General features: G+C 54.8%; 12 protein-coding genes. All 12 read left to right on the top strand.

Features of this window, described 5'->3' with window-relative positions:
• The 12 genes from ACI9KD_RS02380 (at position 1) to ACI9KD_RS02325 (ending at position 12,818) form a co-directional block, all read left to right on the top strand.
• Positions 1-1,227, top strand: a complete 1,227-nt coding sequence (locus ACI9KD_RS02380; protein WP_414979546.1) for a glycosyl transferase — start codon at positions 1-3, stop codon at positions 1,225-1,227.
• On the top strand, positions 1,214-2,992 hold the full coding sequence (locus tag ACI9KD_RS02375; protein WP_414979545.1) for a sugar phosphorylase: 1,779 nt from the start codon (positions 1,214-1,216) through the stop codon (positions 2,990-2,992). Before ACI9KD_RS02380 ends, ACI9KD_RS02375 begins: the two co-directional genes overlap by 14 nt.
• Before the next feature lie 119 nt (positions 2,993-3,111).
• A complete protein-coding gene (gene fabV, locus ACI9KD_RS02370; protein WP_414979544.1) occupies positions 3,112-4,302 on the top strand; it encodes an enoyl-ACP reductase FabV in 1,191 nt (396 codons plus the stop codon).
• 1 nt (position 4,303) lies between these two features.
• Positions 4,304-5,137 (top strand): MBL fold metallo-hydrolase, encoded by an 834-nt coding sequence (locus ACI9KD_RS02365; protein WP_414979543.1) that lies wholly within the window; start codon positions 4,304-4,306, stop codon positions 5,135-5,137.
• Positions 5,138-5,212: 75 nt separating this feature from the next.
• Positions 5,213-6,844, top strand: coding sequence for a long-chain-fatty-acid--CoA ligase (locus ACI9KD_RS02360; RefSeq protein WP_414979542.1), 1,632 nt, complete (start codon positions 5,213-5,215; stop codon positions 6,842-6,844).
• Between the two features lie 185 nt (positions 6,845-7,029).
• Complete coding sequence (locus tag ACI9KD_RS02355; RefSeq protein WP_414979541.1) at positions 7,030-8,787, top strand: GspE/PulE family protein; 1,758 nt, start codon at positions 7,030-7,032, stop codon at positions 8,785-8,787.
• Positions 8,788-8,790: 3 nt separating this feature from the next.
• Positions 8,791-9,996 (top strand): type II secretion system F family protein, encoded by a 1,206-nt coding sequence (locus ACI9KD_RS02350; protein ID WP_414979540.1) that lies wholly within the window; start codon positions 8,791-8,793, stop codon positions 9,994-9,996.
• An 88-nt stretch (positions 9,997-10,084) separates the two neighbouring features.
• The gene (gene gspG / locus ACI9KD_RS02345) at positions 10,085-10,540 is read left to right on the top strand and encodes a type II secretion system major pseudopilin GspG (protein WP_414979539.1); all 456 of its coding nucleotides are present in this window, start codon (positions 10,085-10,087) and stop codon (positions 10,538-10,540) included.
• Positions 10,479-11,012: a Tfp pilus assembly protein FimT/FimU gene (locus tag ACI9KD_RS02340; RefSeq protein WP_414979538.1), complete on the top strand. Its 534-nt coding sequence runs from the start codon at positions 10,479-10,481 to the stop codon at positions 11,010-11,012. Before gspG ends, ACI9KD_RS02340 begins: the two co-directional genes overlap by 62 nt.
• A complete protein-coding gene (locus tag ACI9KD_RS02335; protein ID WP_414979537.1) occupies positions 11,009-11,413 on the top strand; it encodes a type II secretion system protein in 405 nt (134 codons plus the stop codon). Before ACI9KD_RS02340 ends, ACI9KD_RS02335 begins: the two co-directional genes overlap by 4 nt.
• Positions 11,413-12,003, top strand: a complete 591-nt coding sequence (locus ACI9KD_RS02330; RefSeq protein WP_414979536.1) for a type II secretion system protein J — start codon at positions 11,413-11,415, stop codon at positions 12,001-12,003. Before ACI9KD_RS02335 ends, ACI9KD_RS02330 begins: the two co-directional genes overlap by 1 nt.
• Positions 12,000-12,818 carry a hypothetical protein gene (locus tag ACI9KD_RS02325; RefSeq protein ID WP_414979535.1) on the top strand — a complete coding sequence of 273 codons (819 nt, stop codon included), beginning with the start codon at positions 12,000-12,002 and terminating at the stop codon, positions 12,816-12,818. Before ACI9KD_RS02330 ends, ACI9KD_RS02325 begins: the two co-directional genes overlap by 4 nt.
• The last annotated feature ends 42 nt before the right edge of the window (positions 12,819-12,860 follow it).

The following is a 12,860-nucleotide window of genomic DNA, read 5'->3' as shown; positions in this document are numbered from 1 at the left end:
ATGGCGGATTTTTACCAGAACGGCATCATCACTACGTTACACAATCTCTCTAAGCGACCTGTTGAAGAGCTGGAGGCAGAACTGGTCGGCTTCAGCAAGTCCCGTCCTATGGGTCTATTGCTGCCCTCCCTGTATTCTGAGCTCGAAGGAGAGGCGCTTCCGCGTATCGTCGAGCATCTAGCGCAGGTGCCTTATCTTGAGCAGATTGTCATCGGATTGGACTCCGCGACGGAGCAGCAGTACCGCGATGCGCTGAAGTTCTTTTCGCAGCTTCCTCAGCCGCACCGGGTGCTTTGGAACGATGGCCCCCGATTGAAGGCTATTGATGAGGAGCTCCGCGAGATGGATCTCGCGCCGCGAGAGCTGGGTAAGGGCCGCAACGTTTGGTATTGCATGGGTTACATTCTGGCAGCAGACCGTGTTGAATCAATCGCATTGCACGATTGTGACGTTCTTACCTACGACCGATCGTTGCTCGCAAGACTCATTTATCCGGTGGCCAATCCCAACTTCAACTACGAGTTTTGCAAAGGCTATTACGCGCGTGTTGCCAACGGCAAGATCAACGGTCGCGTGAGTCGCCTCTTGGTAACGCCTTTGCTGCGGGCCTTGAAAAAAACTCAGGGTGAATTGGAGTACATCAACTACATGGATAGCTTCCGCTATCCCCTGGCCGGGGAATTTTCCTTCCGTCGCGATGTGCTCAACGATCTACGAATTCCCAGCGATTGGGGTCTTGAAATTGGGGTGCTTTCGGAAATGCACCGCAACTACGCGAATAACCGCTTATGCCAAGTTGACATCGCCGACACTTATGATCACAAGCACCAAAAGTTGTCCGCGGACGACGCTACAGCGGGCTTGTCGCGAATGTCTATTGATATCAGTAAGGCGCTGTTTCGTAAGCTCGCTACCCGAGGCGTGGTGTTTAGTACCGAGAGCTTTCGTACGCTCAAAGCTAGCTACTACCGCGTGGCACTCGATTTTGTGGAGACCTACCACAATGATGCAGTGATGAACGGACTCGAATATGATCTGCACAGTGAGGAGCGAGCGGTGGAGCTCTTTGCTGAGAACATTATGAAGGCCGGCGAGGCCTTTCTTGATCGGCCAATGGAGCGGCCATTTATTCCGAGCTGGTCTCGGGTAAGTAGTGCAATGCCTTCGGTTCGTGAACGCTTATTGCAGGCAGTGGAAGAGGACACCGCGGAGTATGCCCCCAGCTGAGCATTCAGGCGCCCATGACGAGCATCGTTTGGGATTGGCTCACCGTGTAGCTCAACAGCTTTCTGTTATCTATGCCGGCGGCGATATAAGCCCGGAGATGGGCGCACTCGCTATAGAGTTGTTGGACATCATGCGCCTGCAAGATGATATGCCGCAGCCCGACCCACATCTCAATCATTGGGATCAGCGCGATGCGCTGATGATCACCTATGGGGATAGCATTAAGAAAGACGGCGAAGCCCCGTTGCAAACACTGAAGTATTGGCTGGATCACTATGCCGACGGCCGCATCACGGGCGTGCATGTTCTGCCGTTTTGTCCCTGGAGCTCCGATGACGGCTTTGCCGTGATTGATTACTTGAAAGTTAATGAGACGCTTGGTGACTGGAATGACGTGCTTGCGATTGGTGCCAAGTACAACCTTATGGGTGACCTTGTCATCAATCACTGTTCCAGTGCGAGTCAGTGGTTCTCCAACTTTTTGCGTAACGAAGAGCCGGGCAAGGATTATTTTGCCACTGCGTCGCCTAAAGATGATTTGTCATTAGTCGTACGGCCGCGCACGTCCCCCTTGCTTCGCGAAGTAGAAGCTATCGATGGAACTCGTCACGTCTGGTGTACTTTCAGTCACGATCAGGTTGATCTTAACTTCCGCAATCCAGAAGTGCTCAAGCGCATGGTCGAAATCGTGCGTCACTATCTCGACTACGGTATACGAATATTCCGCCTGGATGCCGTGGCGTTTCTCTGGAAGAAGCCCGGCACCAGTTCGCTCAACTTGCGCAAGACCCATGAAATTGTGCGCTTGCTGCGAACGCTGATAGAGCATGCACGTGGCGACGCGCTGATCATTACCGAGACAAATATTCCCAATCAGGAGAACCTCGCTTACTTTGGCAATGCGAATGAGGCTCACTGTGTCTACAACTTTTCCTTGCCGCCTTTACTGGTCAATACTCTAGTTACCGGTGATTGTTTCTATCTGAAGCAATGGATGATGAGCATGCCGCCGCCACAACATGGCACCGCGTACTTTAATTTTATTGCGTCCCATGACGGTATTGGTTTGCGTCCGGCGGAAGGCCTCTTGTCCGATGAAGAGTTACAGACGCTGATTAGCACCATGCGTCGTTTTGGCGGGCATGTGTCCTATCGGGCTTTGGATGATGGGCAGAACAAGCCCTACGAGATCAACATTGCCTTGATTGACGCCCTTCAGGGAACAACCGCAGGCGCTGATGAATATGGTCTTCAGCGATTTGTTTGTGCCCACGCAATAATGTTGGGGCTCGAGGGGATTCCAGGTATTTATATCCACAGTCTGGTGGGCACTCACAATGATTTGGAGCGCTTTGAGAATACAGGCGAAAACAGAGCTATAAACCGCCATCAATGGCAGCTTGAGGAGTTGGAAGCGCAGCTCGGCGATGAGCGGTCTGATCATTCACAGGTGTTCAGGGGGATTATGGATCTATTGGCGATTCGACAAAAACAATCGGCCTTTCATCCCAACGCTACGCAGTTCACGCTGCACTTGGGTGCTACCTTGTTTGGTTTTTGGCGTCAGAGTTCGGATCGGCGGCAAAGTATTTTCTGCATCAGCAATGTTAGCAACGAGGCCGAGCATCTACAGCTTAGCGATATCAATCTTATTGAAGCTCAGGACTGGTCCGACCTTATCTCTGGCGAGGACTGCAATAAGCAGCAAATGTTGCTGGAGCCTTACCAAACAGTGTGGATAAGCAACCTGCGAGATCACCGTTAGTCACGGAATCCCTGTGCTAGAATTCGGCTCCTTCAGGGGCAGCCCGGCCACGTATTTCATCGCCTGGGTGTGCTGTCACGTCACCCGTTGCCATACAAGATAAGAGAGGGTAGCGCTCTATGGTTATCAAGCCCCGCGTTCGCGGTTTTCTGTGTACCACGACCCACCCTGTGGGCTGCGCCGAGAACGTGCGCCGACAAATCGCTCATGTGCGCAGTAATGGTGCCGTGGCCAATGGCCCTAAGCGGGTCCTGGTTATTGGTTCATCCACCGGCTACGGCTTAGCGTCACGAATTGTGGCGGCTTTTGGGAGTGGCGCCGAAACCCTCGGTGTGTTTTTTGAAAAAGAAGGAACGGAGCGAAAGTCGGGCACGGCGGGTTGGTACAACTCGGCGGCTTTTCATGCTGAAGCAGAAGCAGAGGGTTTGTACGCTAAAAGCATTAATGGTGATGCTTTCAGCGATGAGGTTAAGCAGCGGGTTGTTCAAGAAATCAAAGCCCACATGGGGCAGGTTGATCTGGTGGTCTACAGCCTGGCATCACCCCGCCGGCAACATCCTCGTACCGGTGAACTGCATAGCTCCACGCTAAAGCCGATCGGCAAGCCCACAACGCAAAAGGGCATCAATACGGACAAGGGTGAGATCAAGGAGTTTCACCTGGAGCCTGCAAGCCAGGAAGAGATAGATAACACCGTGGCCGTTATGGGTGGAGAGGACTGGCAGTTCTGGATTGAGGCTTTGGATGAGGCCGGGGTGCTTGCTGATGGCGCTAAAACGACAGCCTATACCTATGTTGGAGAAAAGCTGACCTGGGACATTTACTGGCACGGCACCATTGGCGCGGCGAAAAAAGACCTTGATCGGCGCGTGCTGGATATTCGAAAGCGGCTCGCAGCCAAAGGTGGCGACGCCCGCGTATCAGTGCTCAAAGCAGTTGTGACACAGGCAAGTGCGGCTATTCCTGCAATGCCCATTTATTTGGCTATCCTTTTTAAGGTTATGAAAGCCCAGGGTACTCACGAGGGCTGTATTGAACAGGTTGATGGCTTGTTTCGAGATTCACTCTATGCCGCGGCGCCGGAGCTTGATGACGAAGGTCGTTTGCGAGCAGACGGCAAAGAGTTGGATCCCGAGGTCCAAGCCGCCGTGGGGAAGCTCTGGGAGCAGGTGGCGACCGATAATCTGAGTGAGTTGTCAGATTTTGCGGGGTACCGTCGAGAGTTTTTGCAGCTCTTTGGCTTCGGGATCGATGGCGTAGATTATGACGCCGATGTCGATCCGCTAGTTCCTATCAGTCAGTTGATCTGACGTGCTCGAACACGGAAAGCCCTGGCGTCTAAGCCCGACAGTGCGCCGACTTGTGGCGCCGAACCCCGGCCCCATGACAGGCCCGGGAACCAATACATATCTGCTGGGCGATAAAGACGTGATTGTGGTGGATCCCGGTCCGGCAATCGATTCGCATATCGACGCTATTTTGGCTGCGGGCGACGGTCGGATCCGCTACATCATTTGTACCCATACGCATCCTGATCATTCGCCGGCGTGGAAAGCGGTCGCTGAAGCAACCGGCGCCACGGTGATAGGCGCTTTGCCCGACGGCGACGATCATCAGGACGAAACATTCAACCCGGACCTGACCCTTGAGCACGAGTACCGTTTGAAGACCGATGAGCTGTCCTTGCTCGCGCTGCATACGCCCGGGCATGTCAGCAATCATTATTGTTTTTTGCTGGAAGAAGAGCGGATGCTGTTCGCCGGCGACCACATTATGAACGGTAGTACCGTTGTGATTATTCCCCCCGGGGGTGATATGCAGGCCTACATTACCGCGCTTGAGATGCTTTTGGATTACTCGCTGGATTCTATCGCCCCGGGACATGGTGAATTGATCCATGACAGCCGCGCCGAAATCGAAGGTTTGGTTGCTCATCGTCTGGGACGCGAAGCCAAAGTGGTGGCCGGTCTTAATACCTTGGGTTTGAGCGATCTGGATACACTGGTGCAGACTGTCTATGACGATGTTGATCCCGCGCTGCATCCCTGGGCCAAGCTGTCTATGGAAGCGCACTTGATTAAACTTGAGCGTGAGGGGCGAGCTAGTTGCAGCGATAAGCATTGGCAGGCTAAAAGTCCAACTTAAGCAATACGATCTTCAGCATAATTGCTTGGCCATTGTCGGCCGAGATAACAAGTGAAACTCGCAAAGGAGCAATCAATGAACGGTTTGATGATGGATGTCTCACTGACTATCACTTCAATCATGTCCCATGCAGAGCGTGTGCATGGTAATCAGGAAATCGTTTCGGTCACTCGGGATAACCCGCGTCATCGCTATAGCTATAAGGATGCATTCAAGCGCACGAGACAGCTCGCTAATGGGATGGCAGCGTGGGGCCTGAATCGTGGTGATCGAGTTGCGACGCTCGCTTGGAACGATTACCGGCATTTCGAAACCTATTACGCCTCGGCCTGCAGCGGATATGTGTGTCACACCATCAATCCGCGGTTGTTCCCGGAGCAAATCGTTTACATCATCAATCATGCCGAAGATCAGGTGATCTTCGTTGACCTGGACTTTATGCCTCTCGTCGAGGCCGTGGCTGCGCAGTGCCCTAGGGTGCGCGAGTGGGTGGTTTTGACCTCCAGGGAACACATGCCCGAGACCACGCTTGCCAATGTCAGTTGCTATGAAGATCTGGTCCACAGCCATTCCGACGAATTTGCTTGGCCTGAGTTAGACGAGAAGGAGGCCTGTGCGCTTTGCTATACCTCCGGCACTACGGGTAACCCCAAAGGCGTTTTGTATTCGCATCGTTCTACGATGCTGCATGCCTACGCAACACTCATGCCTGATGCTATGGGGCTGTCTGGTGGTGATGCCGTATTACCCATCGTGCCAATGTTTCACGTCAATGCCTGGGGTACACCCTATGCCTGCCCCATGGTAGGTGCCAAGCTGGTGTTCCCGGGCAACAAGATGGGTGATGGTGAAACGCTTGCGTCTTTGATTAACGACGAAGGGGTCACTATGTCCGCGGGTGTGCCCACGGTGTGGCTGGGACTTCTCGCGTATCTCAAGCAATCTGGCAAGACCGTTGAGACTCTCGAGCGCGTTATTGTGGGCGGCGCGGCCTGTCCTCTGTCTGTGATGGAGGACTTTGACAGCTACGGTGTAGAGACGCGCGTGGGCTGGGGCATGACCGAGATGAGTCCGCTGGGCTCAGTCAACGAATGCACGGCGTCGCGAGCCGACTACGGGGAAGAGAAGTTTGCGAAGCAGCGCCTGAAGGCGGGTCGACCTATCTTTGGCGTGGAGATGAAAATTGTCGATGATGAAGGTAAGGAGTTGCCCTGGGACGGCGCGGCATTTGGGTCCTTAAAGGTCCGGGGGCCCTGGATCTGTTCGGATTACTATGAGTTGGGGGATGACTCCAGTTCCCATGCCGAGGACGGTTGGTTTGAGACCGGAGATGTCGCAACGATAGATGCCACCGGTTACATGGCCATTACCGACCGCACTAAGGATGTGATTAAGTCCGGTGGCGAGTGGATATCCTCTATCGACGTGGAAAACGTTGCGACTGACCATCCCAAGGTCGCGGAAGCAGCCGTAATTGGTCGCTACCATCCCAAGTGGTCTGAGCGGCCTCTACTTGTTGTTGTAAAGGCGTCTGATGGACAGGATCTCAGTTCACAGGAGATGCTCGCCTGGTTTGACGGCAAGATCGCCAAGTGGTGGACGCCCGATGCCGTTGAGTTTGTCGATGAGTTGCCCCACGGAGCCACCGGTAAAATCCACAAAGTGGGTTTGCGTGAGCAGTTCAAGGACTATGAGTTTTCGGCTTAGCTAGACTGGCACCCCGGACGCAGTCTGCGCCCGGGGAAAACCAAGCCCTGTGGTAAACTGCAGTGAATTTACGGGCTTCTGAGACGTCTCATCTAGATGAGAGATAACTTTCGGATGTATGGCTGGGTAAATTGGTCGGGCGCGTTGGCCGGACAAATCAGTCGAGCAACAGGGTAGTTTAGACAGTGGCCATACATAAACTCGGCGAAATTCTGGTTGCACAGGGCAAGCTCTCTGCTCGTGATGTGGAACGCAGTTTGCTGGCGCAATCAGAAATGGGTGACCTCTTTGGTCGCGTTTTGGTGAAACTTGGCTTGGTATCCGAGGTGGATGTCGCCAAGGCCTTGAGTGAGCAGTTAGGTATTCCGCTGCTAGCGGCATCCGACTATCCCGAATCCCCCCCAATTCCTGATGGGCTGGCTCGCGAGTTTCTTGTGAGCAACAACGTGATCCCTGTTTCATTGAGTGACACTGAGGTGTGTTTCGCGGCATCTGTTCCTCAGGATGCTTATCTGAGTAAAGCCCTTGCCATGGCGGTGGACCGTCCCGTTAAGCTGGTGCTGGGTACAGACAGTGATGTTTCCCGGGCTTTGGAGCAAATGCTCAGCGACAATCGATCGGACGATGATGAAGAAGAAGCTCTCGATCAGTTTGCGGGACAGAGCGATGACGAATTCATTGAGCACCTGCGGGACTTGGCCAGTGAGGCTCCGGTTATTCGTCTGGTCAATCAGTTGATCCATCGTGCTCTTGATCTGTCGGCATCCGATATCCACATCGAGCCTTTCGAAGACGGACTGCATTTGCGTTACCGCGTTGACGGTGTGCTTCAGGATATGGAGGATCCACCGGCAGTGAGTCTTGCGCCGGCGATTGCGTCGCGCATTAAGTTGCTCTCAAACATGAATATAGCTGAGCGGCGTCTTCCTCAAGACGGTCGCATCATGACCCGTGTAAAAGGCCATGAACTAGATCTTCGCGTGTCAACGATTCCTACAGTGCACGGTGAAAGCATTGTGATGCGGGTGCTGGATCGCGCGAGCATTCAGCTGTCGCTTCCGGACATGGGTTTTAGTCAAGATACCTTGCTGCGCTATCAGCAGTTGCTTGCGCGACCTCATGGTGTGCTCTTGGTAACGGGGCCTACCGGTTCGGGTAAAACGACTACGCTTTATGCCTCCCTGGCGTCCATGGACACTCGGGATCGCAAGATCATTACGGTCGAAGATCCAGTCGAGTATCAGCTCGCCGGTGTTAATCAGATTCAGGTGCAGGCACAAATAGAATTGTCGTTTGCACGAGCGCTACGGGCCATCCTTCGGCAGGATCCGGACATTATTATGATCGGTGAAATGCGTGATGGCGAGACGGCGCAGATTGGCGTGCAATCGGCTTTGACCGGGCATTTGGTGTTATCGACACTACACACCAATACCGCGGCGAGCGCCATAACGCGTCTGGAAGACATGGGTATCGAGCGCTACCTAATTACCTCGTCGGTGAACGGGGTACTTGCACAGCGGCTCATTCGCAGGCTGTGTAAGCACTGCAAGACACCGGTAGAGCTATCCGATACGGCTATTGCCCAATGTGGAATTAAACGCTTTCTTCCGACCGGAGAGCGAACGGTTTACCAAGCCCAGGGCTGTGAGCACTGTTTGCAAAGCGGCTACTCCGGGCGTACCGGAATCCATGAGTTATTTCTTCTCGATGAAGATATTCGTCGTGTGGTCCAGTCTGGTGCCGACGCCTCAGAGCTTCATACCGCTGCGCGGGCCCAGGGCATGATCACTTTGTATGAGGATGGGCTTCGTAAAGTGGTCGCCGGAGAGAGCTCCCTCGAAGAGGTGCTGCGCGTTACCCAGGATCAAAGTGAGGCCGAAGAGAGCTTGCCTGTGGGCAGTACGGCCGAAGTGAGCCGCACTCAGCCGATGCCGGCCTAATCTATGGCTGTCTTCTATTACCGCGCCGTCGGGCGTGATGGAAAAACCATCGATGGCACTCTAGAGGCTGCGGGACAAGAGCTTGCCTCTCGTCAGTTGCGTGCCCGAGGGCTCACGCTACTGTCGCTAAAGAGTGATGAAGCGGGAAATGCCGTCGGCCGCAGCAGTGGCCGTCCGCCGTCGCGTCAGGACGTGTTGTCTATGACCACAGAGCTGGCGGTGCTGCTGCGCGCAGGATTGCCGCTGGATAGATCGTTGAAAGTCCTCATCGAGATGGCGTCCTTACCTTCTATGGGGGCTCTGCTCTCGGATGTACTTAAGTCGGTTAAGGGGGGTAATGCCTTGAGCGCGGCGCTGGAGCCGTACTCGGAGCTCTTTGGACGTTTTTATCTGAGCATGCTGCGCAGTGGCGAAGCCAGTGGTGAAATGTCAGCAGTGCTGGATCGTCTGGTGGCGCACCTTGAGACGGCCAAGGCGACCCGCGACAGTGTGGTCTCGGCGCTGATATATCCAGCGATCTTATTGGTAGTAGCCGTGCTTTCCATCGTGGTGATGCTGGCCTTCGTGGTGCCGCAGTTTGAATCACTGTTTAACGACATGGGGGAGTCCCTGCCAACGCTTACGCGCGTCGTGATCAACGCCGCAGATTTTGTGACCGGTTGGTTTTGGTTGATTGTGATTCTCGGGACGGTGACGGTGATCGCGATACGCAATTGGTTGCGTAGTGACGCCGGGCGGCAGCGCTGGCATGCGCGTTTGCTACGTTTGCCTTTATTTGGCGGCATTGTTTTTGAGTTTGAGATGGCGCGCTTTGCCCGCACCCTGGGGACCCTTTTGGGGAACGGCGTTCCGCTGCTGCGGGCCATCGATATCGCCATTGCGACAGTAGAAAACGTTGTTCTTAGAGATTCTCTCGGGGCATTGCCGCCCGCGGTGAAAGCCGGTCAGCGTATGTCTGTGGCTCTTGCCGACGCAAAAATGTTTACACCCATGGTGATACAGATGACTCGGGTGGGTGAAGAGTCTGGCGCCATGGATACCATGATGCTGGAGCTTGCAAAGGTTTTTGACAATCATGTGAACTCTGGCGTGAAACGCAGTCTTACTCTATTGGAGCCTCTGTTAATTCTCACGATGGGGGCTGTCATTGCGGTGATTATTATCGCGATACTCATGGGTATTCTTTCGGTGAATGACCTAGCGGTGTAAGTGATAGTGGGTGACGAGATTGTTCAGGTTTGGGCGGAATGGCCTCTGAAGCCGAACGATAAATCAAGATATAGACAGGAAGGCAGGCATGAGTGTTAGAGAAACAATAGCGCCGAGAACGCAGCGCGCCGTCGGTGGACGTCAGTCAGGCTTTACGCTGATGGAATTACTGGTGGTACTCGCGATCCTCGGGCTTTTGATGAGCCTCGTAGGGCCCCAGGTCCTCAAGCAATTGGGCGGTGCGAAAACCAAAACGGCACTTATCCAGATTCGTGACCTGGAGCAGGCCCTGGAAATGTACAAGCTTGACGTCGGTCGGTATCCAAACACAGCGCAAGGTCTGGAAGCGTTGGTTGATAAGCCTGGCAGCACGGCGGGCTGGAACGGCCCGTACCTCAAGGGTGACGTTCCCCAGGATCCCTGGAAGCAGGATTATCTCTACAAGTACCCCGGAGAGCGCAGCGAACTGGATGTTTTTAGCTATGGCCAAAATGGGTCTCCCGGTGGTGATGGCGAAGATGCCGACGTCGGCAACTGGCAGTAACTTTCTGTCAGGCATCGGCTTTGGGACTCTCCGTGTCCGTGGCTTTAGTCTGGTTGAACTTATGGTGGTGCTGGCTATCGCCGCTATGCTTATGGTCGCTGCAGTGCCGTCTTCGGTTCGATTTTATGAGGGGATGCAGCGCCGGCAAGCAGTTCGCGACGCGGTAACCATGTTGTCCTCAGCGAGAGAGCGAGCGCTGTCTTCGGGGCGTGTACAGGACGTCAACGTTCGACCATTGACGCGACGTATCTGGTATGGCAAAAAAACGCGTACGTTGCCCGAGGGGCTCAGTCTTACGGTTCATGGTGCTGCTGAATTGAATCGCGAGAGCATCGGTGTGATTCGCTTTTATCCGGATGGCAGCGCAAGCGGTGGAGGTATCGATATTGCGCGGGACGATGGCTCTGGCACACGCATCAGCGTGGATTGGTTGGTCGGCCGCGTTAGACAAACAGCGCTGACTCAAGGGTGAGCAGTTCTTGCCTCCGAGCTCATCGCGGTCAGCAGGGATTCTCCCTTCTCGAGATGCTGGTGGCTGTGGCGATTCTTGGGATGGCCTTGGGGGCGCTTTATCAATCCGTTGCTGGCGCTACCAGAAACGTGCGCGCAGACCAGCGTTACGCCTATGCAGTTGAGCTGGGCCGATCACTCATCGCAGACAATAGTGTTGTCCCATTGGAGGGGCTGCAAAAAAATGGTGAAACCAGTGGTGGCTTTGTTTGGCAGGTGGCAGCCTCGCCGGTGACGCGGCCGCGCGGTTCAACGCTGGCGCGCGGCCGACTGCAGTTTATAGATGTAACGGTCTCCTGGCCCGACGGTCCTCGCCAGCGACAGATCAACCTCAGCTCCGTTGTCGCCGGTCAGCCACGCTGATGTTCCGTAAAGCCGAGGGCTTTACCCTTATCGAGATGATGGTCTCTGTCACGATTTTGTCACTCGTGATGCTGGCGACGGTTACGGCTCTGCGGACTTTGGCTTCTACGCAGAGCTCTCTGAATAAAGTGACCGACCGGAACGATGAGATTCGCAGTGTTAGTAGTTTTCTTCGGGATGCCCTTGAGTCCGCGGTGGTGGGAAGTAGTAGTGGTGGGTTAACCGTAGGGGGCGGCAGCGCCGAGATGACGGTGTTTGAGGCGTCATCAACCCAGCTCATGTGGAAGACCACCATGATGTTTGGAGAAAGTGTGGGCGGTAGTTATGTCGTTCGGGTCGCTCAAGAAAACCCCAATGTAGTGCTGCGTTGGCAAAAAATGGACGCTAGAGGCCAGGTAGGAGAATGGAATAATGCCTCTGCACGCACGTTAGTCGAAGACGTGCAGGAGTTTCTTGTGGCGTACCGTCGAGAGTTTGATGGTGACTGGCTGTCCGAGTGGGACGGCCGTGGGGCTCCGGGCTGGGTTCGATTGCGGATTCGTGCGGCTGAACGGTATTGGCCGGATATTGTGATGGAGGTGGCGCGATGACAGCGTATGCGCGCCGCGAAGCAGGCGTTGCCCTGGCGGTGGTGGTTTGGTTCATCGCCGGCATGTCACTACTCGTGGCGGGCGTTGTGATGTCCGCCCGTACTGATGTTCGGTTGGCGCAATTGCACATGGGGCGTGCGGAGGCGTCTGCGGCGGGCGACGGTGCTGTGAATTTGCTATTGGCGGATATTCGCGATGGGGTCTATGCCAAAGACTCACCGCCACGATTGCCCCAGCAGCGCTATCAGCTGGGAGACCTGCAGGTTGATGTGGTAGCAGTGCCTGCGGAGTGGCTGGTAGATATCAACGCGGCTACCGCTCCGTTGCTCGCAAATGTGCTGCAAATATCGGGCGCGCTGCAGCAAGACAGTGCACAGTTACTGGCTAACGCTGTTGTACAATGGCGCTTTAGTCCCAATGGTGCAGCGGGCAAGCGATTTGAGGCGATCGAGGACTTGCTGAGTGTGCAGGGTGCGAATCGCAGGACTTGGGATCGTGTACGTGATTATGTGGCGGCGCCAGGCGGGGGAGCCGGGCTTTCCCGGCCAAGCGCCCGGGCTCAGCACGTGATGGGACTACTGCGTAGGCTGACGCCGGCGCAAAGGGTGATGGCCGCCGAGCAAGCACCAGTGGATGTGAATGTTGGCGCCGCGCGGTTTAGCGGATATCGCGTTGATGCTTTGGTGAGAGTGGGCGATACCTTTTGGCTACGACGGCGGTGGGTATCGATGTCCGCATCGGTGGGCGTGTTGCCCTGGCGTGTATATAGAACAGAGCCTGCTCGAATAGTGAGCCGGCCTGGATCCAGAATTTAGACGCATGATGCGTCTTGCTTATGTTTTACCAATGGATGCGGT

Origin of the sequence: Congregibacter sp. (genome assembly GCF_047617445.1) — a bacterium.
Taxonomy (GTDB): domain Bacteria; phylum Pseudomonadota; class Gammaproteobacteria; order Pseudomonadales; family Halieaceae; genus Congregibacter.
This window is presented reverse-complemented; position numbering and strand designations above follow the sequence as displayed.